This is a genomic window from Vibrio sp. 03_296, assembly GCF_002265885.1.
In genome coordinates this window covers 26638-48696 of record NZ_NPKW01000143.1, presented here as the reverse complement: position 1 = coordinate 48696, position 22059 = coordinate 26638, and the positions used below count along the sequence as shown (strand labels likewise).

At 47.3% G+C, this 22059-nt stretch carries 19 protein-coding genes and 1 pseudogene; 6 read left to right on the top strand and 14 right to left on the bottom strand.

Annotated features, from left to right (window positions below; genetic code table 11):
• Positions 1 to 160: 160 nt before the first annotated feature.
• The 4 genes from rpmG to CIK04_RS19020 form a co-directional block, all read right to left on the bottom strand.
• The gene (gene rpmG, locus CIK04_RS19035; RefSeq protein ID WP_011078893.1) at positions 161 to 331 is read right to left on the bottom strand and encodes a 50S ribosomal protein L33; all 171 of its coding nucleotides are present in this window, start codon (positions 329 to 331) and stop codon (positions 161 to 163) included.
• Between the two features lie 15 nt (positions 332 to 346).
• Positions 347 to 583, bottom strand: coding sequence for a 50S ribosomal protein L28 (rpmB, locus tag CIK04_RS19030; RefSeq protein ID WP_011078894.1), 237 nt, complete (start codon positions 581 to 583; stop codon positions 347 to 349).
• Positions 584 to 893: 310 nt separating this feature from the next.
• Complete coding sequence (radC, locus tag CIK04_RS19025) at positions 894 to 1568, bottom strand: DNA repair protein RadC (protein WP_017420465.1); 675 nt, start codon at positions 1566 to 1568, stop codon at positions 894 to 896.
• 113 nt (positions 1569 to 1681) lie between these two features.
• On the bottom strand, positions 1682 to 3349 hold the full coding sequence (locus CIK04_RS19020; protein WP_097353380.1) for a methyl-accepting chemotaxis protein: 1668 nt from the start codon (positions 3347 to 3349) through the stop codon (positions 1682 to 1684).
• Positions 3350 to 3632: 283 nt separating this feature from the next.
• Between CIK04_RS19020 and coaBC the strand changes: the two genes are divergently transcribed.
• From coaBC to CIK04_RS19005, 3 genes are all read left to right on the top strand, one after another.
• On the top strand, positions 3633 to 4838 hold the full coding sequence (coaBC, locus tag CIK04_RS19015; RefSeq protein ID WP_039541039.1) for a bifunctional phosphopantothenoylcysteine decarboxylase/phosphopantothenate--cysteine ligase CoaBC: 1206 nt from the start codon (positions 3633 to 3635) through the stop codon (positions 4836 to 4838).
• 150 nt (positions 4839 to 4988) lie between these two features.
• Positions 4989 to 5579, top strand: a complete 591-nt coding sequence (gene slmA / locus CIK04_RS19010; protein WP_011078898.1) for a nucleoid occlusion factor SlmA — start codon at positions 4989 to 4991, stop codon at positions 5577 to 5579.
• Positions 5580 to 5582: 3 nt separating this feature from the next.
• Positions 5583 to 6521: a Kdo(2)-lipid IV(A) acyltransferase gene (locus CIK04_RS19005; protein WP_039468941.1), complete on the top strand. Its 939-nt coding sequence runs from the start codon at positions 5583 to 5585 to the stop codon at positions 6519 to 6521.
• Positions 6522 to 6659: 138 nt separating this feature from the next.
• On the opposite strand, the gene pyrE is transcribed toward CIK04_RS19005, so the two are convergent.
• Positions 6660 to 7301 carry an orotate phosphoribosyltransferase gene (pyrE, locus tag CIK04_RS19000; protein ID WP_011078900.1) on the bottom strand — a complete coding sequence of 214 codons (642 nt, stop codon included), beginning with the start codon at positions 7299 to 7301 and terminating at the stop codon, positions 6660 to 6662.
• A 228-nt stretch (positions 7302 to 7529) separates the two neighbouring features.
• Positions 7530 to 8246: a ribonuclease PH gene (rph, locus tag CIK04_RS18995; protein WP_097353379.1), complete on the bottom strand. Its 717-nt coding sequence runs from the start codon at positions 8244 to 8246 to the stop codon at positions 7530 to 7532.
• Positions 8247 to 8438: 192 nt separating this feature from the next.
• Here rph and CIK04_RS18990 point away from each other — a divergent pair, with 192 nt between their 5' ends.
• Positions 8439 to 9305, top strand: coding sequence for a YicC/YloC family endoribonuclease (locus CIK04_RS18990; protein ID WP_017420469.1), 867 nt, complete (start codon positions 8439 to 8441; stop codon positions 9303 to 9305).
• A 148-nt stretch (positions 9306 to 9453) separates the two neighbouring features.
• Here the strand turns inward: CIK04_RS18990 and CIK04_RS18985 are convergent.
• Positions 9454 to 9645 (bottom strand): annotated as a pseudogene (locus CIK04_RS18985) (hypothetical protein); the annotation flags it as partial.
• A 229-nt stretch (positions 9646 to 9874) separates the two neighbouring features.
• Here CIK04_RS18985 and CIK04_RS18980 point away from each other — a divergent pair.
• Complete coding sequence (locus CIK04_RS18980) at positions 9875 to 11047, top strand: MerR family transcriptional regulator (RefSeq protein WP_097353378.1); 1173 nt, start codon at positions 9875 to 9877, stop codon at positions 11045 to 11047.
• Positions 11048 to 11244: 197 nt separating this feature from the next.
• Here the strand turns inward: CIK04_RS18980 and CIK04_RS18975 are convergent, their stop codons facing one another.
• The 7 genes from CIK04_RS18975 to CIK04_RS18945 all read right to left on the bottom strand — a co-directional run bounded on the left by CIK04_RS18975 (position 11245) and on the right by CIK04_RS18945 (position 18605).
• Positions 11245 to 12249: a YecA family protein gene (locus CIK04_RS18975; RefSeq protein WP_097353377.1), complete on the bottom strand. Its 1005-nt coding sequence runs from the start codon at positions 12247 to 12249 to the stop codon at positions 11245 to 11247.
• Positions 12250 to 12351: 102 nt separating this feature from the next.
• On the bottom strand, positions 12352 to 12777 hold the full coding sequence (locus tag CIK04_RS18970; protein ID WP_026050275.1) for a phosphate-starvation-inducible protein PsiE: 426 nt from the start codon (positions 12775 to 12777) through the stop codon (positions 12352 to 12354).
• 143 nt (positions 12778 to 12920) lie between these two features.
• The gene (locus CIK04_RS18965) at positions 12921 to 13760 is read right to left on the bottom strand and encodes an ABC transporter ATP-binding protein (RefSeq protein ID WP_072599837.1); all 840 of its coding nucleotides are present in this window, start codon (positions 13758 to 13760) and stop codon (positions 12921 to 12923) included.
• Between the two features lie 10 nt (positions 13761 to 13770).
• Positions 13771 to 14640, bottom strand: a complete 870-nt coding sequence (locus tag CIK04_RS18960) for an ABC transporter ATP-binding protein (RefSeq protein WP_017420475.1) — start codon at positions 14638 to 14640, stop codon at positions 13771 to 13773.
• Between the two features lie 26 nt (positions 14641 to 14666).
• Entirely contained in the window at positions 14667 to 16493 is a 1827-nt protein-coding gene (locus CIK04_RS18955; RefSeq protein ID WP_097353376.1) for an extracellular solute-binding protein, read from the bottom strand.
• 41 nt (positions 16494 to 16534) lie between these two features.
• Positions 16535 to 17578, bottom strand: coding sequence for an ABC transporter permease (locus tag CIK04_RS18950; RefSeq protein ID WP_017420477.1), 1044 nt, complete (start codon positions 17576 to 17578; stop codon positions 16535 to 16537).
• A 1-nt stretch (position 17579) separates the two neighbouring features.
• Entirely contained in the window at positions 17580 to 18605 is a 1026-nt protein-coding gene (locus CIK04_RS18945) for an ABC transporter permease subunit (RefSeq protein WP_011078910.1), read from the bottom strand.
• An 833-nt stretch (positions 18606 to 19438) separates the two neighbouring features.
• On the opposite strand from CIK04_RS18945, the gene CIK04_RS18940 reads away from it, so the two are divergent.
• Positions 19439 to 22027 (top strand): TonB-dependent receptor, encoded by a 2589-nt coding sequence (locus CIK04_RS18940; protein WP_039541375.1) that lies wholly within the window; start codon positions 19439 to 19441, stop codon positions 22025 to 22027.
• Positions 22028 to 22059 lie beyond the last annotated feature (32 nt).

The following is a 22059-nucleotide window of genomic DNA, read 5'->3' as shown; positions in this document are numbered from 1 at the left end:
TTCTAGGTTCTAGGTTCTAGGTTCTAGGTTCTAGGTTCTAGGTTCTAGGTTCTAGGTTCTAGGTTCTAGGTTCTAGGTTCTAGGAGGAGCTTAAAAACAGCAAATAAAAAACCCAGCTCGAAAGCTGGGTTTTCTACAATCTTCAAAGAGACTCAATCAATTACTTGATTTTCGCTTCTTTGTACACAACGTGCTGGCGTACTACTGGATCAAATTTTTTGATCTCGAACTTGCCTGGCATGTTGCGCTTGTTTTTGTCAGTTGTGTAGAAGTGACCAGTATTTGCAGTAGATACTAGACGAATTTTCTCACGAATGCCTTTCTTAGCCATTGCTAATTCCTCTTATTAAACGTTTTCGCCGCGTGCACGCATATCAGCTAGAACAACATCGATGCCTTTCTTATCGATGATGCGCATGCCTTTAGCAGTCAGACGTAGTTTAACAAAACGTTTTTCGCTCTCTACCCAGAAACGATGAGTTTGTAGGTTCGGCAGAAAACGACGCTTAGTAGCATTTCGTGCGTGTGAGCGGTTGTTACCAACTGCAGGACGCTTACCAGTTACTTGGCATACTCGGGACATGAATGTCTTCTCCAAATCGTTTCAGCTCGATATCAACCTTGGTGGCCGAACCTCATCAATTAGAGGTCAAATACCATTATGGAAAATCCATACAAGGCTATCAAAGGTCGCGCATTATACTAACTTGCCATGCATTGCTCAAGACCCGAACAGATCCTTTTTACAGGTTTTCGTGATCTTTTTTTAGACAGCACGTTTCAAGTAGTCCAAGCTGAATGTAAGTTAAAAATTTTGAGTGGCGAGGATTGTAGCAGAAACTCACTTATGAACAACAAAAAGTTTGCCTGTCAAGAGCGATGATTTTATCAACTCAAATCCAGCCTCTTTCCGCGAATGAAACTACCTCTCCATCGCCGACAACAAAGTGGTCCAATACCCGTATATCCACTAAGCCCAATGCGTCACTCAAACGTCGAGTAATTCGCCGATCTGCTTGGCTTGGCTCTGCTACGCCTGAAGGATGGTTGTGCGCCAGTATTAAAGCGGCGGCATTATAGTATAAGGCTCTTTTGACAACTTCCCGAGGATAGACCGAGGCGGCATCGATGGTGCCTTCAAACATCACCTCATCTTTAATGACACGATTTTGATTATCGAGGAACAACACATAAAACGCTTCTCGATGGCGATCGCGCAGCATGGAAGAGAGATAAAGCTTAGTATGCTGTGGACTGGTGAGCGCGTCACCACGTTGCAATGTTTCGGCCAAATAACGTTGCGTCATTTCCAAAACAGCTTGTAATTGAACGTATTTTGCCTGCCCCAATCCTTTGTGACGGCAAAAGCTCTGTTCATCGGCAGAAAACAGTTTTCTCAGCGAACCAAAGTCTCGCAATAAAAAATCGGCAAGTTCAATCACGTTCATTCCTTGTGTGCCTGTTCTTAAAAAGATGGCGAGTAACTCAGCATCGGACAAAGACTCAGGCCCACGCTGAAGCAACTTTTCTCTTGGCATGGATTCACTAGGCAGGTTTTTTAGGCTCATACTGATAGACTCTTGTTCATATTGAGTCTATTGCAGCGAGAAAACTGACAAAGTCCAGAATGACAATGCCAGTTCTCTATTAATAGAAGAGGTTTATGTAACTGAGATTTTTATCAGAGCTTAAAATGCCCAACCAACTTATGCATTTCTTGGCCTGATGTGCTGAGCTGCGTACTGATCGTTTCCGACTCTTGTAAGTTGTGATTAATCTCATTGACGATTTGCTGAATGGTGACGAGGTTTTGGTTGATGTCCTCAGCGACCGCGCTCTGTTGTTCAGCGGCGGATGCCGTTTGAATCCCCATATCTCGGATCATTTCCACCGCCGACTGGATGCCGGCAAGTGACTCTTTGATTTGCACAGACTCAAGCGCCGTTTGCTCACCACGCTCTTGGCTGGCAGACATGGTGGTGACCGCTCTGGCCACCCCATTTTGCAACTGCTTAAGCATATCGCCAATTTCCAGCGTGCTGTTTTGTGTACGACTGGCCAATGAACGAACTTCATCAGCAACCACGGCAAATCCGCGACCTTGCTCTCCCGCACGCGCCGCTTCAATGGCGGCATTCAGTGCCAGTAAGTTCGTTTGCTCAGCAATTTCGCCTATCACTTGCAACACTTTGGTGATTTGATCGGTCTGTTGGCTAAGCTGAGAAATGGCCTCTGAGGTAATGTTCACTTCGTCAACTAGTTTGCCAATTCCTTCTATCGCGTGATTCACTTCCACTTGCGCTTCTGAGATCTGCGCATTGGCAGAATCAATTGCCTGCGCCGTGGCATGGGTATTGTTGGCGACTTCTCTCGCCGTGGCGCTCATTTCCGTCACGGCGGTTACTACTTTATCCGTCTCCAAACAGTGCGTTTGCATTTGGTTACTGGCCAACGAAGTTTGTTGATCCAGCCCAGTGGCAGCGCTTTGCACTGTTTGCGCCGAATTACGAATATCGACCATCAATGGATGCAATTTGTCCATAAACTGGTTGAAGGCTTTGGCCACTTCCCCCACTTCATCTTGGCTTTCGACACTCAAACGAGCGGTTAAATCGCCACCGCCTGCGGCTACATCTTGCAATGAGGCCGCGATATGTTGCAACGGCAAAATCGCCCGAGAAACAATCACGCTTATCACACCACACGCAATCAATAGCCCCGCCAGAGTGAATCCAATCGCCGTAAAGGTACGCTCATTCAAACTGGCAATACTTTGTACACGATGCTCTGCCACTTGCGTGTCGATATCGTCAATGTAGATCCCCGTGCCGAGCACCCAATCCCATTTTGGTAGATATTCCGCATAACCCAATTTGGGCGCTTGCGCATTGATGGTCGGCTTGTGCCAAGAGAAATAAAGAAAGCCATCGCCTTTTTGTGAAGCGTCAATCAGCCCCGTGATCACCGCAACACCATTGTCATCTTTCATGCCGTAAAGATTTTTACCCTCCAACTCCGGCTTTATCGCGTGCAGCGTGTTGACGCCTTTGGAGTCATAAGCAAAAAAGTAACCATCACTCTCAAAGCGCATTGCTTTCAAAATCTGTTTGGCTTGTTGTTGATTGTTGCCATTCACATCCGCGTCATACAAAGGCTTAATGGCGGTGACGCCCATCATCAAATAGGCTTTTAGCTCGCTTTTGCGCGTTTCAATCAGCTCATTTCGATATTCGCTAAGTTCAACGTCTAAGCTTTTTACACTGTTAAAATAGAAAACCGCTGTCACCATCGCTGTCAGCAGCACTAATGGGATTAACGTTAGCAGCAATAATTTGTTCCGACTCTTCATAACAAGTTCCGTCGCTATCCATATGATTGTTTTAATTTTTAAGAGGTGTATCGCAAACATTATCTGGTGTCTATTTAGTCAATGTCTGTGAGCAACGTGCTGTTTCTCTGATCTCTTTGTCGAGTTTGTCTTCAATTAGAGAAGTAAAACCGCCCTAGTCGTTTCTCTATTATTCAGGTGAACAATCCGATCCCAACCTTGCACTATCAATCGCCTATCTTTCAATCACCTGAGCAGATAATTTGTGTTAGGATCGGCAACAGTTATTTTGGAGAGTAATCAAATGCAAACATTGGCAGGAAAGAAGATTCTACTGGGTATCAGTGGTGGTATTGCGGCCTACAAATGTGCAGACCTCACCCGACGTCTTAAAGAAAGAGGCGCAGAGGTGCAAGTGGTGATGACCAAAGCCGCGAAAGAATTTATTACCCCGCTCACCATGCAGGCGGTCTCTGGCCGACCAGTCTCGGATAGCTTGCTTGATCCCGCCGCCGAAGCCTCAATGGGCCACATAGAGCTGGCGAAGTGGGCCGATTTAATTTTACTTGCGCCTGCCACTGCGGATCTGATTGCTCGCATGGCCGCCGGCATGGGCAACGATCTACTGACCACCTTAGTGTTGGCTACTGACGCCCCTGTTGCGGTCTCTCCAGCGATGAATCAACAGATGTATCGCAACGTCGCAACCCAAGAGAACATCGCCACTTTGAGCCGACGCGGTATGGAAATTTGGGGCCCAGCGGCTGGCGAGCAAGCGTGTGGTGATGTCGGCCCAGGCCGTATGTTAGAGCCGATGCAGTTGGTCGCATTGTGCGAACAATTCTTCCAGCCAAAACCGTTGCAAGACAAATCGATTTTGATCACGGCGGGTCCAACTCGTGAAGCGATTGACCCTGTGCGCTACATTACCAACCACAGCTCAGGCAAAATGGGTTACGCGCTGGCACAAGCCGCGATGCAGTTGGGTGCGAATGTGACACTTATCAGCGGCCCGGTTTCTCTGCCAACCCCTGTCAATGTCAACCGCATCAACGTCGACAGTGCCCAAGAAATGTATGACGCCGTGATGGCTCAGGCCTCTGATCACGATATCTTCATCAGTTGCGCGGCCGTGGCAGATTACCGCCCAGCCACGATTGCTGAGCAAAAGCTGAAGAAAACCGATGACAGCGACGAGATGACCATCACTATGGTGAAGAATCCCGATATCGTCGCGTCTGTCTCCGCCATGACGGAGAATCGTCCTTTTACGGTCGGCTTTGCGGCAGAAACCAACGACGTTGAAGTGTACGCTCGCCGTAAACTGGAAAAGAAAAAGCTCGATCTGCTCTGCGCGAACGACGTGTCCGTTGAAGGGCAAGGCTTCAACAGCAGCGACAATGCGATTACGCTTTACTGGTCACAGGGAGAGAAAGCCCTGCCACTCAACAGCAAAGCGGCATTAAGTATGGAGATCTTGAAACAGATCCAAACCCTGATGGGTCACTAATCGACATATCGCCCTCCGTTATTGATCAGGTTATTCGTACAGCTTTTTGCTAAACGATCTCACAAAACCTGATCGATACCTGATGTCTTGAACTGGGCATGCTGATATAATCGCAGACGAAAAAACGTCTATTCAAAAGGAAGTTAATCAATGGCAGGCAGTAAAAAATCAAACCGCCGTGAAGAGATCCTCCAAGCTCTTGCTCATATGTTGGAGTCTGCGGAAGGGGCATCGCGTATTACCACCGCGAAATTGGCACAACAGGTGGGCGTATCAGAAGCGGCACTTTATCGCCATTTTCCAAGCAAAGCGCGTATGTTTGAAGGTTTGATTGAGTTTATTGAAGAAGCCTTGATGTCGCGTATCAACCGTATCTTAGATGAAGAGAAAGACACGCTAGAACGTATTCGTTTAGTACTGCAACTGCTGCTCGCCTTTGCGGAACGCAACCCAGGGTTAACGCGTATTATGTCTGGCCATGCACTGATGTTTGAAAATGAACGACTGCGCGATCGCATCAACCAACTGTTTGAACGCATCGAAACTCAACTGCGCCAGATTCTACGTGAGCGCAAATTGCGTGAAGGGAAATCCTTCCCTGTCGAAGAGAAAATCCTCGCCGCTCAGTTACTGGGCCAAGTGGAAGGCAGTTTGAATCGCTTCGTTCGCTCCGACTTTAAATACCAACCAACTGAAAATTTTGAAGAATACTGGGCATTGCTCAGTGCACAGATTAAGTAATTTATGGCAACTGCAACAAAACCTGCGTTTTCAATTTCGCTGCTTCACCCTAAATACTGGCCAGTTTGGCTGGGCTTTGGCCTACTTGCTGTCATCGTCACCATCCTGCCGTACAAATTACAGCTTTGGCTGGGTCGTAGCCTTGGGCAATTTTCCATGCGCTTCGCCAAAAGCCGTGTGCATGTCGCTCATCGTAACTTGGAGTTGGCCTTTCCAGAAATGGGTCAGCAAGAGCGCGAGGCCATTGTGGTTGAAAACTTCAAAAACACTGGCTTAGCGCTATTTGAAACGGGCATCGCATGGTTCTGGCCAGATTGGCGCATCAAGCGTCATGTTGTCTTTGGTGACACCCGTGAACTAATGGAACTGGATGCCAATAAAAAAGGGGTGTTGGTGGTGTGTACGCACTCACTTAACCTTGAGATTACCGCGCGTGCCTTTTCATTGTTTGCGCCCGGTTATGGCGTGTATCGCCCACATGACAACCCCGCTTACGACTTTATCCAAACTTGGGGTCGCACCCGTTGTGGCAACCAAATGGTGGATCGCAAAGACGTTAAAGGCATGCTGAAAATTCTCCGTGGCGGTGGCCGCTTGTGGTACTTACCTGACCATGATTATGGCAACAACCATGCGGTATTTGTCCCCTTCTTTGCCGTACCCGATGCGTGTACAACGGCAGGCACAGGCGTATTAGTCGATGCGAGTAAGTGTGCGGTGATCACCGCTTCTAGCTTCCGCAAAGGCGAAACCTATACGCTGGAAATTGACCCGGATATCAGCGACCAATTCCCACGTAAAGACACTGTTGGCGCGGCAACGGTGATGAACCAAGCGATTGAGAAAGTGATTTTGCGTGGATTAGATCAATGGATGTGGCTGCACAAACGCTTTAAGAGCATGGCTGACCCAAGCCAACCACGCGGCATTCGTTATAAGTAGTTAGGATAGATTCTAGGTTGCTAGGGACTAGGGACTAGAAGCCTAGATAACTAGATAACTAGATAACTAGATAACTAGATAACTAGATAACTAGATTCTAGGATCTGCACTTCCTAGAATCTAGCCTCTGCCTTTTACTTAGATCCCGTATTGGGCGCGATACGCTTTCACCGCATCAAGATGCTCTGCTGCATCGCCTTTCTCTTCCAAGAAAGTGATCAAGTCCGACAGGCTAACGATAGAAATCACCGCACAAGCGAAATCACGTTCAACTTCCTGAATCGCAGACAGCTCACCCTTCCCTTTTTCTTGGCGGTCAATCGCCACCAATACGCCAGCCAGATCGGCGCCATTGGCCTGGATTATTTCCATCGATTCGCGAATCGCTGTGCCCGCGGTGATCACGTCGTCCACCAACATAATGCGCCCTTCTAGCGCCGAGCCAACCAAGTTACCGCCTTCGCCGTGATCTTTGGCTTCTTTACGGTTGAAGCAGTAAGGCGTGTCGATATCGTGGTGATCCGCCAGCGCAACAGCAGTGGTGGTGGCAATCGGAATGCCTTTGTACGCAGGGCCAAAGAGTACGTCGAACTCAATGCCGGAATCGGCTAACGCCGCCGCGTAAAAACGACCAAGGCGCGCCAAATCACGACCTGTATTGAAAAGACCAGCGTTAAAGAAATATGGGCTTTTACGGCCAGATTTCAACGTAAACTCGCCAAACTTAAGGACTTGTTTCTCTAGTGCAAACTCAATAAATTCACGCTGGTATGCTTTCATTACTTTCTCCGTTTATTAGTTTCTAGTGCCTAGTATCTAGTCCCTAGAAAAGATAACTCAAACTATAAGAGTGTTTTCAAAGTAGATAGCTTTACAGCTAGACAGCGAGACTTTTCAGCTCCTGAGCATAGTGCGCTATGTGATGGAGTGAAAAGTTGAAGCTAACAACGCGGTTAAGTTATCTAAGAAGAAAACAAAAAAATAGCCCCCAAATGGGAGCTATCTAAATCAATTGGCTAACGCCGCCTTCTGCGCCGCGACGATCTCGCTAATGCCCTTCTTGGCCGACTCTAGCAGAGTCAGCAATTGTTCATGGCTAAACGGTTCTCCTTCGGCAGTGCCTTGGATTTCGATCATCTTGCCTTCTTCCGTCATCACTACGTTCATGTCGGTATCCGCCGCCGAATCTTCCACGTATTCTAAATCGCACAGAACATCTTCACCCAAAATGCCGACTGAAACCGCAGCCACATGACCTTTCATTGGGTTTGCTTTTAGCTTGCCACTGTCAACAAGGTGCTGGAATGCATCCGCCATCGCCACGCTAGCACCACTGATTGACGCAGTGCGTGTGCCGCCATCGGCTTGGATGACATCACAGTCCACGGTGATCATAAACTCACCCATCGCTTCCAGATCCACCACCGCGCGCAAGCTACGTGCGATCAAGCGTTGAATCTCCATGGTACGACCGCCTTGCTTGCCATTGGCCGCTTCACGACGAGTACGTGAATGAGTTGCGCGTGGCAGCATGCCATATTCCGCCGTAACCCAGCCTTTACCTTGGCCTTTTAGCCAACGAGGCACCGATTCTTCCACGGTCGCATTACACAGCACCTTGGTATTACCAAACTCAACCAGCACGGAGCCTTCCGCATAAGCCGTGTAGTTACGAGTAATTTTAATTGGGCGCACTTGGTCTGCCGCGCGATCATTTGGACGCATGGATGAATACCTTTTCTGGGGATCGATTTGATTGGGGGTGAAGTATAGCGGAAACCACCGCAAGGCACTAGGGAAAGGCTCACGGTTTTTAGCTCACAGTTTTAGCAACAATGCTTCACGCCTAGCCGCAACGCCATTCTGTGCTACTATTGCCAAGCGTTATTTTCAAAGATGATAAAACAGGAAAATTCGATGATTTACAGCATGACCGCATACGCGCGCAAAGAGATCAAAGCCGATTGGGGCAGCGCGGTATGGGAAATCCGCAGTGTTAACCAACGCTACCTAGAAACCTACTTCCGCATGCCAGAGCAGTTCCGCGGTCTAGAACCCGTTCTGCGCGAGCGTTTTCGCCAACGCCTTGCTCGCGGCAAAGTCGAGTGCAGCCTAAGATTTGAAGCCAACCCAGCGGCGCGCAGCGAACTGACGATCAATGAGACCTTAGCGAGCCAAGTGATTGGTGCCGCAAAGCAAATCATGCAGCTCACCGGTGAAGATAGCCGCATCAACCCATTCCAAGTGATGCAGTGGCCTGGTGTAATGGAAACGCCAGAGCAAGATATGGACGCCATTAATCAGCAATTGTTGGCCGCTTTTGATCAAGCACTCAACGAATTTATCGAAGCGCGTGGCCGTGAAGGCGACAACATGAAAGCCTTGATTGAGCAACGCCTAGCAGCCATCACCGCGGAAGTGGTGAAAGTACGTGCCCGCATGCCAGAGATCATTGAGTGGCAGCGTGAGCGTCTGTTCTCGAAATTCGAAGAAGCCAAGGTGGAACTGGATGCTTCTCGCGTGGAGCAAGAGCTGATCATTTTGGCGCAGAAATCAGATGTAGCAGAAGAGCTGGATCGCCTCGATTCTCACGTTAAAGAGACCACCAACATTTTGAAAAAAGGCGGTGCCGTTGGCCGTCGTTTGGATTTCATGATGCAAGAGTTCAACCGTGAATCCAACACGCTCGCGTCAAAATCGATCGCCACTGACATCACCGCTTCAGGTGTTGAGCTTAAAGTGCTGATCGAACAAATGCGCGAGCAGATCCAAAATATTGAATAGATTCTTGGGGGGAGTACCCCGTCCAAGAATGTCTTAAATGCTCTGTATTTCCTGGAAAAAAGCCTTGTAAATACAGGGCTTTTTTTATTTTTCCGGTCCAAATCGGTTTACCGATATTCTCAAATCAACCAATGTGATGTCAGCAACATTACCCCACTGCCAACTTCGCGGCTTGTTGCCACATAAAGTGCGGCATTGGCTCTTTTAGCTGCCAAGTAATACTCATTGGTTGTGAGCCTGTGTGTGATACATAATCCACTTCACCATAATTCACAAACCCCATAGTGCGGCCGTATTCATCTTTGGTTTGTTCACGCACAAATAAAAACAATCGCTTACCAACAAAGAAGAAAAGGGAGTTTTTAGGTTCTTTTTTATGCTCGACCAAGAAAAACAACACTTCTATGCGCATAAAAGTATGGAATGCAAGTTGAGTGCTCATCCATGCGTTTTATTGGACAATTTTTTTTGCTAACCACATTTGACCTGTCTATAACTTCATAGTTTATCGTCATTCGCGTTCTGGTCTGTTTGAGTCCGCCGTGCCATTGTTAAAGGAGGTTCTATCCATGTATCGCATTTCCGAGTTAGCTGAGAAAGTCAGATTGTCACGTTCAACCTTGCTCTACTACGAAAAGCTCGGTTTGCTGCAAGGTGTTCGACAAACCAACGGCTATCGGCTGTATTCGGATAAAGATGTTCAGCAGTTGCACTTGTTGCTGCAACTGCAAGCAGGCGGCTTAACGCTGAAGGAATGTAAGTCCTTTTTGGACAGCAAGGTGCAGCGCTCTGTACTTGAAAAACGCTTGCAGCAGTTGGACGAAGAAATAGTTCAAAAGCAGCAAGCTCGCACATTGCTTGCCGCCTTGCTTGGTGAGGGTTCGCTTCGGCTTTGGCACCAACAGACCGATAAATTAGCGCCAGATGCCCATCTGGATTGGTTAAAGCAGCAAGGCTTTAATGAACAACAAGCCCTACATTTGAAATGGTTATCAAAAGATATGAACGAACACGAACAATACATGGCTGACTTTATGACGGTATTTCAACACTTAGAACGCTGGGGACCGAGCTGTGATGCCGATTCGCTAAAAGCACTTTTCACGCTTCCAACAACACCCCGCAAAATTATTGATATTGGCTGTGGCAAAGGCTTTTCAACCCGTTTATTGGCAAAGCACACCCACGCAAATATTGTGGCGGTGGATAACGAGCAAAGTGCGCTTGATGAACTCGGTGAACGCCTCACGGAGCAGGGATTAGATACCCGCGTAACTCTATGCTGCGCCAGCATGACGAATCTGCCTTTCGCACCTGAAAGCTTTGACTGCATCTGGTCAGAAGGCTCAGCCTACATCATGGGCATCGAAAAAGCGTTAGCCCAATGGCGCAAATTGCTCACTGATAGCGGCGTCATGGTAGTGAGTGACCTCGTCTGGTTAACGAATGACCCAAACCCTGAAGCGATAGCGTTCTGGGCAGGTGAATACCCAGATATGCAAACCATCGAAAAACGCTTAACACAAATACGCCAAGCCGGCTTTGATGTGATTGATCATTTCACTATGAGTGAACAAGCATGGCATGATTACTATCGACCACTCAAAGCGCGGGTTGCGGATGTCAAAGTCAGCATGCCAAATTCAACCGCCATTGCAGATCTCGAGCAAGAAATTGCGACTTATGAACGCGACCTCGGCGAGTTTGGCTATCAGATGTTTGTACTACGCAAAGGCGCATAACGGATCGCCCTGCTTTGAGAAGACATAACAGCGCTTTACGGCTATTTTTCGCCGCGACAAAGTGCTCAAACGCCGCCTCATCCACTTTAAACTGATAGGCTGCGTTCAGCTGAGAAATTAGCGTGATGCCGCGCCGTAACCACTGACACTAGTTCTAGTCGCTTGATTTTGCAGCCAGCAGCACTCAGGCGACCTTGCTATGCGTCAATGGAGAATTGAAAGGCTTGTTTTAACAACGGCTGTGTCTGAACCATTCTAGATACAGGCTCACCATCTAAATAACGTATCGGATCTATGATGATAAATCCCCAAAACTGCAAAAGTCGCTCAATAAATCGTGATTCGATGAGCATACTTAAGTTTCTTTCTGGCGAGAAGTAATCATCCGTCGGAAATGCTAGCAGTAAATCGGGGAAAGCTGTCATCACCTCTTCAACCAGCTGTTCTACACTGCTGTGGCCCTGAATGCGCCACAACATAAACAACCAAAAAGTACGCAAGTCGACATCGTATTCAAAACCGTCCAAATAACCCCAGTTATATTGGCTGATGGCGGCTTCTAACATAGGTTTGAAAAAAGCCTGTATGCCTAGAGCTTGATACTGCTTTTGCGCTGATTTTTTTACATGGTAGCGACCGCTTCGCTGATAAATAATGCCGCTAATTTCGGCAAGCACTCGGGTGTAATGTAAGGCATTAAATTTGTCTTCGTTACTGCCCGCAAACTCGCTGATACTGAGATCACGTTCGAACTGAGCAACGGCAAACTCAGGCAACAACTCACTGGCCTGTTTAACCAACTTAGTCGGTAAATTGCCTTTACTGGTGGCTTTGAATGATCCCTCTTGTGCCATCGCTTCATCAAGAATGAGGGTTAAATAACGCATCACTGGGCTGGCAGAGAGATCGTCTGGCGTGCTGATTGTCACCCACTGCAACTCGTTGAAAGGCGCATAAAGCCAATTGGCCATTTGTGTTGGGCTGAGACCACAAAAATCGGGATTGGGCGTGTTGTTCAGCTGATTCGCTTTATGTTGCATCACCAGATTGAGTTCATCGAGTGTTAAGTCTGGGTTCATGGCAAGCAGTTGCTCGGCATCATCAGACAGCTGACTATGTATTTTTTCTGAACGACTCATACAACAGCGCTTGTATTTTTTGCCACTGCCACAGAAGCAAGGTTCGTTACGTCCGATTTTCATTTTTACACACTCTCTCCAATTGGCCTTACGTGGCAGCGATTGTGCGATCTCTCACCGAGATCACTGTGTACAATAGAACTTCACTCATATCGAGACATCGAGTTACTCATCTTTTTCTGCTGTATAACTATCTACATACGGCCAGTAGTGGTGACCCACACGTATCAGCAACGTGGCAGCCGCCAAAACAAACGCAGCAACAGAGAGCCAAACAATGAGGACCGCATCCAGCTCTTTCATGCCGAGAGTGATGTAACGAGCAATCGCCATCATCGCAATATAGATAGGATAACGGACTGGAATCTTACCATTCACCACAAACTGCTGCACCATCGCCAGCACTTCGAGATAAATGAACATTAATAAGATGTCGGTGAGTAGCACCCGCTTTTCCACAAACACATGAATGAATTCTTGCACCATGGCATAAAGCGTGGCCACCGTAATGGCAACCAACAAGACCGCTTCCAAGATATGAAAGATTTTTAAGAATGGGCGACTGAATGATTTCGGTAGATGTGACGGCACTTGTAACATTCCAAGCAAAACAATGAACTGAGCTGGCAGTGTAACATGCGGTATTAGCCAAACAGAAGAGAGCGTCTGTTTGGGCTCAGCCAAACACGACAAAAGCCGTGGTTTTGGCTGAGTTGGATTGGATGTAAGCGTCGTTACGCCACGTCTTGTTGCTGCTCGGCTTTGCGTTTGTGTTTGCGATATTTGGGATGGGTAATTGGAATCGCAGACAATAGCTTTTTGGTGTAATCGTTTTGTGGATTGGCGTAGATCTCTTTGGCGCAGCCCTCTTCCACCACTTTACCGAAGTACATCACTGCCACTTTGTCGGAGACATGTTTCACTACAGACAGATCGTGCGAAATGAAAATGATCGCCAAGTTCATTTCTTGCTGTAACTGAAGTAACAGATTAAGAATTTGCGCTTGCACAGAGACATCTAACGCAGAAACGGACTCATCACAAATAAGCAATTTAGGCTTTAACGCAATCGCGCGCGCAATACCGATGCGTTGACGCTGGCCGCCGGAGAATTCATGTGGATAACGATTAACGGCTTCTGCGGGCAATCCCACTTTCACCAGTAACTCTTTCACCCAAGTTTTACGCTCCTCCGGAGTGCCAACCTTATGGATGATAAAAGGCTCTTCCAAAATCATACCTATGGTATGACGCTGATTGAGCGACTCCATCGGATCTTGGAAAACAATTTGCATTTCTTTGCGCAGCGGGCGCATCTCTTTGGGAGAAAGCTTGGTGATATCGCGCCCTTCAAAGAAAATTTGCCCTTCCGTTGGTTCATACAGTTTAAGCAGCGTACGCCCTAAGGTGCTTTTGCCACAACCCGACTCGCCAACCAAACCTAAGGTTTCCCCTTGGTTGACCGATAAACTGACGCCATCCACCGCTTTGACGGTATAGCCTTTGCGAAACAAGCCTTTGCCAGAGACAAAATGCTGCTTGAGGTTTTCAATCCTTAATACTTCTTTACTCATCCTGAATTCCTTAGCTCCTCTGACTGACTTCAAACATGCGGCTATCCATCGGCTTAATGTCGATGAGCTGCTTAGGCTCACTGTCCAAGCTTGGCATTAAGCCCATCAACCGTTCAGTGTAGGGGTGCTTAGGATGATCAAACAGTTCAAAAATCTCTGCGTACTCAACAATCCGACCACCGTACATGACCGCGACGTCGTCGCACACTTCCGCCACCACACCCAGATCATGCGTGATGAATATCATCGCCATACCAGTTTCTTGCTGTAACTCGTTCATCAGTTCCAAAATGGAGGCTTGAACGGTCACATCCAACGCAGTAGTTGGCTCATCACAGATCAAGATATCCGGTTTGCACGCCAGTGCCATGGCGATCATCACGCGCTGACGCATCCCGCCAGATAGGTTGTGCGGGTACTCATTGAGGCGCTTCTCTGGCAGTGGAATTTTCACTTTTTTCAGCATCTCAAGGGCGTACTCGTTGCGAGCGCGTTTATCCAAATCAGGGCGGTGTAACTCTAAGACTTCGTTAATCTGGCGACCAACGGTGTGAACTGGATTAAGCGCCGTCATTGGATCTTGAAAAATGATGGAGATTCGATCACCACGCATCGCGTACATCTGCTCAGCAGGCAGCGTCACCAAATCGGTGCCGCGATAGAGAATTTGTCCATTCACAATCTGACCATAAGGCTTGGGCAACAACCCCATGATCGACATGGAAGTGACACTTTTGCCACTGCCAGACTCACCAACCAGTCCCAAAGTGCGTCCTGCACGAACGTCAAAGTTGACGCCGTGCAATACCTTGACTGGGCCATCATCGGTGGTGAAAGAGACCTCAAGGTCTCTGACACTCAGAATCACATCATCCTGCATCGTGCTTCCCTCTTTTGGCCAACTTATCATTTATAGGTGTCATCAATGACCGTCACAGGAGCAAACGCCTTCCCTGCTTTAATGGCTTTTTCGGTTTCTTTCTTCGCGTCTTTATCGATCCAGAATGTCCCTAAACCAATCGCACCACCACTGGTAAATAAGACTTCCGATTTTTTGGTCATCGCCTTTTGTGGGTACTTCAACCAGCGCCAGTAACCCACACGGGTATACGGTACCATGTAGCCTGGAACAATCAGGTTCGCATCGCTAATAATTTGCTGAAGTTGATGGGAATAGCTGTACTTCTTCTCCAAATCAAATTCGTTTTTGTACGCCATGATTAACTTGTCCAGTTCAGGCGTGCTGAAATTGGTGTGGTTATTGGTTTGTGGGCGATTCGCATTGGCCGAATGGAAGTACTCCCAATAAGCTGGCACATCGGAAGTACCCATATCTAAGAACGCCAGTTCATGCTTTTTCTCGAGGATGAATTTAAACGCAGAGGAACCATCCACCAGTTTTAGTTCAAACTCCAATCCTGCTTTCTTCGCTTGCTCTTTCAAATACGCGATACGTGGCGTGTGGTGAGCATAACCATAGGTGATGGCGAAACTGAGACGCTGCCCTTTATCGTTAACCCGCACCCCATCGGCACCAATTTGGTTAAAGCCCGCCGCTTCAAAGTAACGAATGGCTAATTCCGGATCAAACTTAGGCGGAACTGGGTTAGGTAAGTCGTATTTACCATGGCCAGAACCGAGCGCGTGAGGCTTACGTGAGTAGTCACCACGGGTGATCTTATCGATCATGCCATCGTAATCTGTAGCATGCATGATCCCTTTACGCACATTGAGATCATCCAGCAGAGGCGTGGCAACGTTCATCCACAGTCCACCCGCACCTTGTGGGGTTTGGTTGTAACCCCAGAACTTCTCGATGTAGCCTTTTTGGTACGGTTCTGTGTTGGATTTATCGTGCCACAAATCGGGTAGGATTAGGCCAAAAGTATCCAAATCGCCTTTTTCGAAATGCTTCATCGCGATGTCGTTATCGCGGATCACCGTGATACGGATTTTCTCCACATTATAACGGTGTTGATAATACTTGTTGCTATACCCCCACCAATCTTGACCAACGTGTTTGAAGGTGACGCTTTTGCCCTTCTTAATGTCATCAAGGTAATAAGCGTTGGTGGTTGGCTCAGCTTTGAAGTTGTATTTGCGAACAAAGTTATCGTCGATGCCGTCGCCATTTTCATCTTTTGCTGGCTTGGCATAAAAGTGCGCAGGTCGCGGACGAAGCGCGCCTAAGGTATAGAGAAGATCTTCTTGGTTTTTCTCAACTTTGCTCACCGCCGCGAACGTGTGCTGATCAATTTTCTGCACATCGTCAATCACATTGGTGTAGTACTCGTTATACCAAGGTGCTACCAAATCTTTTGAGCGGTAAAACTTGAGCATAAAAACGAAGTCATCAGCCGTTACGGGTTTGCCGTCCGACCATTTGGCATTGGGGTTTAATTTGAAATAAACCGTGCGGTTATCCCCAGCGAAGGCCCATTCATTGGCTAAGGCCGGGATCCACTCCAACGTGTCTGGATGTTGGTCTACCAGCGCAGGTGTCTCATCGAGGAAAAACGAACGCAACCCTGAGTTAGAATCAGGCCCAACACTGCGTAAAGTTTGTGGAAAGCTTTGAATGAAAGTACGGAATGTCCCGCCAAATTTGGCATCTGAAGAAACAAACAACGGCTCATCCCAGTTGGTCTGCCAGTTCACATCCGCAGGTAAAGTGGTGGCGTAAACACCGACACTCATCAGCGATAACGCTGTGGTTAGTAACGTTTTTTTCATCATTATGTCCCTATATTATCCGTTCCAACAGTATTGACCATCTAAACGTAACGGGTGAATTTTTTCGGATCAAAGGCTGCACGAATGGCTTCCCCAATAAAGGTCACCATCACCAACACAGCAACGATAGAGCTCACCACTGAGGCCACAATCCAAGGCGAATCCAAGTTCGATTTCCCTTGCTGTAGCAGTTCACCCCAGCTTGGCGTTGGCGGCATCAATCCTAGTCCTAAGTAATCCAACGCCGTTAATGCCGTAATATTGCCAGCGATGGTAAACGGCGCTAGCGTCACGATCATCACCATGGTATTTGGCAAGATATGCTGGAAGAGAATCCGCGAAGTTGAAGCACCAAGCGCTTTGGCCGCCAGTACATATTCGCGCGCTGACTCTTTATAGGTCATGGTACGCATGTACCACGTCATGCCCATCCAACCAAATAGCACGTTGATGCCAACAAAGAGCGCGAAAGTCGGTTGCACAATCGAGACCAGAATCATGATGACGTACAAAAACGGTACCATCGACCAGATCTCTATCAGTCGCTGGACAAACAGGTCAAATTTGCCGCCCCAATAGCCCATCGCACAGCCCACCGCAGTACCAATTGTATAAGAGATGGCCATCGTCAGCAGTGCGAACCCCATCGCGGTCCGAAAACCGTACACCAGTCGCGCGAGAATATCGCGACCAATCACATCGGTGCCGAGATAGTGTTTTGATTCTGCACTGGGCGCAGTCGGCGGAAAATCGCCCGAGAAGTCCTGCTCGTAGGGGTTCCACGGCACAATCGGCATGATCACGAAGTTGCCTGACTCATCCGCTGCAAACTGTTTTTGCAACTGGCGATAGTTGGCTTCACCCGCAGACTCTTGCCCAAACTCACTGCCACTTCTCACATCACTGATGACGGGAAAGTAATAATGGCCATCGTATTTCACCATCAAGGCTTTGCTGTTGATCAGCAATTCAGCGAACAGCGATAACACCAACATTGCAGAAAGAAGAATGAAAGACCAATAGCCACGCTTGATCGCCTTGAAGCTTCTTATTTTCTTTTGAGTTAACGGACTCACTTTGATCATATTAAGCTCCAAACTTCACACGAGGATCGACCAGCGCAACACAAACATCGGAAATGATATTTCCTAGCAGGAGAAGCACCGCATTAATTGCCACAATACCCATTACAACAGGATAATCACGCTCAATGATCGACTCATAGCCTAATAAACCTATGCCATCGATATTGAAAATAACCTCAATTAAGAACGCACCAGTCATAAAGAAGAGTAAGGAATTACCAAAATGGCTAGCAATAGGAATTAAACTATTTCGTAAAGCGTGTTTGCGTACTGCCGTTTTAAACGGCAAGCCTTTGGCGATTGCGGTACGAATATAATCCGATGACAAGTTCTCCATCAGGTTGTTTTTCATCGTCAACGTCAACGTGGCGAAATCACCAATCAAATAACAGATAAGCGGCAAGACCGCGTGCCACATGACGTCTTTCGCACGCTCAAAAAACGTCTCCAAATCATCGAAATCATCGCCGACAAAGCCCCCCATCGGGAACCATTCTAGGTGGTAGGAAAAGAGTGTGATCAGCAGAACACCCACCACATAACCGGGCAGCGCATAGCCAACAAAAATTAAAATCGACGAGGCGGAATCAAAAACCGAACCATGCCGGAGCGCTTTGTAATAGCCCAGTGGAATAGAAATGAAGTAACTGATAAAAAAGGTCATGCCACCGTAGAAGAGGGAAACCGGAAGACGCTCTGCGATCATGTCTCCCACTGGTTCGTAATAGCGAGTTGACTCGCCAAAATCCAACCTAACCAGCTTGCTTAGCCAATCCAAATACGCCTGTGCAACAGGTTTATCCAAACCATAAAAGGCGTTGAGTTCCGCCATTTGCTCTTCAGAGAGTGCCGAGTTGCCCCCTGCGGTGGTCATCGCCGCAGCGCCGTCACCTTGTGCCTGCATTTTAGACAGCATGCGTTCAACTGGGCCACCAGGAACAAAACGGGTAATAGCAAAGATAAGAATAGTAATTCCTAGGAAAGTAGGAATTACCAGCGCCAGTCGGCGCAGAAAATATGACAGCATATACAACTACTCCATGTCGACTGCCTATAAATTAGAGTTTGTTAATTTAATAAATAATCAAATTCTAACTTATCTAGAGAATTAGGAACTTAATTGAAATAAGTCGGTCGAAATGTTCATCCTGAACAGCTTCAATCTCTGGAATTCAAGCTCAACGCCAGATATTAAGCGCCATATGTATCTTGAAATAACCAAAGCTTCAAGTATTTGTGATGAAAGCATGACAAATTACCAACTACATCTAAATTCTATAAATAAATTTGTAAAAAAACATAAAAAACTGCTCGTTTTCCCATCACAGAATATCAAACTGTAATGAATGGGGCTTTTGCACTACATAAAAATGCAATATTGCACAATAAACAGTCAGCCATTCTAACAGTTAAAAACCGCAAAAACCATGATGAGCCCTTATGATACAAGGGGTATCATAATTTGATACCATCAGACTCATCTTACCAGTTTGCACAAAAATGAAGCATAATACATCATTCAGTTTAAAGCTTCAGACAAATGAAGTTACCCAACATATTTCACTACAATAGATCCACCCTCCAACACATACCATTAGATAATGCGCACAACACAAAATACGGTGTTTTATTGAAACATTTTACAATAAAGTGCACCAAATCACAGATAATCATGCTGCATATACAACTTAATTTAAAATTTTACATATTTTTTACATTTTATTAGCCGCGCATCCCACTGGTTTGACTTGCAAAATTCATCTCATGTATATCTGTCGCGAAACGTTAACGAAACATTAACGTCACATTTGGTCGTCGTTCAGACCAAACATAGGAATTAAGCAACACGGAGCAACACGGATGTATAAAAACACAACAGCCTTATCCGTTGCGATCAGCCTTGCATTGGGTACAGCAGCCATGTCCCCGATAGCTTTCGCAGAAGAGCAGCAAGTCGAGCAACTACAAAAGATGAAAGTCACCGGTTCACGAATCTCAACTACTGAGATGGAAGGACCTTCTCCTGTCACCGTCATTACCAGCAAAGATATTGCGGCGAAAGGATTTAACAGCGCACAAGACATTCTCAACAGCTTGACGCAAAACACGGGTGGTACACTCGCACAAACCAACTCATTCTCGTTCACTCCAGCAGCGCAATCCGTTAACCTTCGTGGCCTAGGCGCTTCACGTACGTTGATTTTGATCGACGGCCGTCGTATGCCGCAGTACCCGCTGGCACAAAACGGCGTTTCAAACTTCCAAGACATTGGCCAAATCCCTGTATCAGCGATTGAGCGTGTGGAAGTGATGACAGACTCAGGTTCGGCCATCTACGGTTCTGATGCGATCGGCGGTGTGGTTAACTTTATCCTCAAGAAAGATTTCGACGGCGTGTCAGTGAAAGCGCGTTATGGCGATGCCACTGAAGGTGGCTACGAAAACGGCCGTCTTGATATCGTTGCGGGTAAAGACATGGAAGATAAGCGTGTTTTGTTTGTTGCGCAGTTAGCGGGCAACGAAATGCTGCAACAAAGCGACAGAAGCTGGGCAGGTGACGATAACTCCGATCGCTCTGCCTTCGGTGCTTACTCTAGCTACGGTGCAAGCTTTGTTGAAAAAGGCACCGGCAACGTTCTAACACCTGCGGTCAATGGCAAAACGTGTCAAGACGTTGTGGGTGAACATGGTATCGATCGCGCCGATGGCAAGTGTGGTTTTAACCGCTCAGCGTATCGTTCATTGAAACCGGAAAACAAACAAGTTGACCTACTACTTCGTGGCGAAATGGATCTTAATGATGATCTAACTGCGATGGCAGAAGCGCGTTTCGGTTACAAATCTACCTCTTCCATTTTCGAACCGAACCCATACGACATTGAAACGGACGCAACACACTTCCGTGGCGAAGGTAAATACACTCGTCGCTTGGTGGAATTTGGCCCACGTGAAAGCAACACGGAAGCGAACGCGTTCGGCTTAACCACAGGTTTAACGGGTTTACTGGCAAATACCTACGATTGGGAAGTGTACGCCAGTTACTCTGAGCAAAAAGTCGAGACCGACAACCCTGCGGTGTTAAACACACTCGATCAAGCGGTTCAAAACGGCGACATCGACCTACTCGATACGATCTCAGCTGCCGACGTTGCCAAATACAGCGGTCGCTCAACCAAAGAAGCATACTCAAAACTCTACTCTATCAACGGCTCACTTGCTGGCGACCTAGTGGAACTGCCTGCAGGTATGTCTGGTTTTGCGGTTTACGGTGAATGGAACCGTACCGATTACAACGAATCTATCGATGCGATCACCAAAGCAGGTGGATTCTCTGGTCTAGGCGGCACTTCTGGTGGTGGTGAGCGTGACCAAATCGGTTTAGGTGTGGAAGTGCTGATCCCAGTACTGGAAGACCTAGAAGTAACGCTAGCGGGTCGTTATGACCACTACTTCGATGATTCAGCGACTGGCGGTGCCTTTACACCGAAAGCGTCGATCGCTTACCGTCCTACCGATACCCTATTGCTACGCGGTAGCTACGGCCTTGGTTTCCGCGCACCAGACCTAAAACGTCTGTTTGGTGAAGAAACCAAAGCGTTTGGCTCAGGCTTCGATCCACAACTTTGTGCTTCTGTAGGCGGTACTGGCCCTAACGACACCATTCCTGAGTGTTCAACACAGTACTTTGATACGGTAAACGGTCCAAACGCCGAGCTTGAAGAAGAAACCAGCACCAACATCAACTTGGGCCTAGCGTGGGAACCTGTTGATGATCTTGGCTTAACGGTTGACTGGTACCACATCAAAATGGAAAACGTGGTGTCTGCCCCTTCTTACCAAGACGTTATCAACGATCCGTCTAAGTACCCAGGTACCCAAGTGGTTCGTAACCCAGATGGCACCATCAAAACCGTTATTTATGGCCCAGTAAACCAAGCGTTTGAAACGCGCTCAGGTATCGACTTGTCATTGGGTTATGCGTACGACACGGCAAACATGGGTTCATTCTCAACCAAGTTCTCTATCACTAAGATCTTGATTGCAGAATCTCAAGAAAGCAGCAGTGAGCCAGTGATCGATGAACGTGACTTCCTACCGGAATACACAGCAACATTGAATCTAGGCTGGGCATACCAAGACGTGAACGTGAACCTATTTGGTAAGTTCCGCGACGAGATGTGTACAAGTTACGCGAACGACTACTACTTCGAAGATTGTGACGCTGCGAAAAAAGCGGGTTACGAAACTAAGATCTCAAGTATGACAACGTGGAACCTAACAACGTCTTACCAATTCAACGAAAGTGGTCGTGTCACTCTAGGCATCATCAACATGTTTGATAAAGAGCCACCAAAAGATCCTCTAAACGACACTTCTCCGTTCTACGCGGACAGTTATGACGATCCAATTGGTCGCCAAGTGTATGTTGAGGCGTCTTACGACTTCTAAATAGCCACGCTTTGTAAACCCTTTTGGCGCGG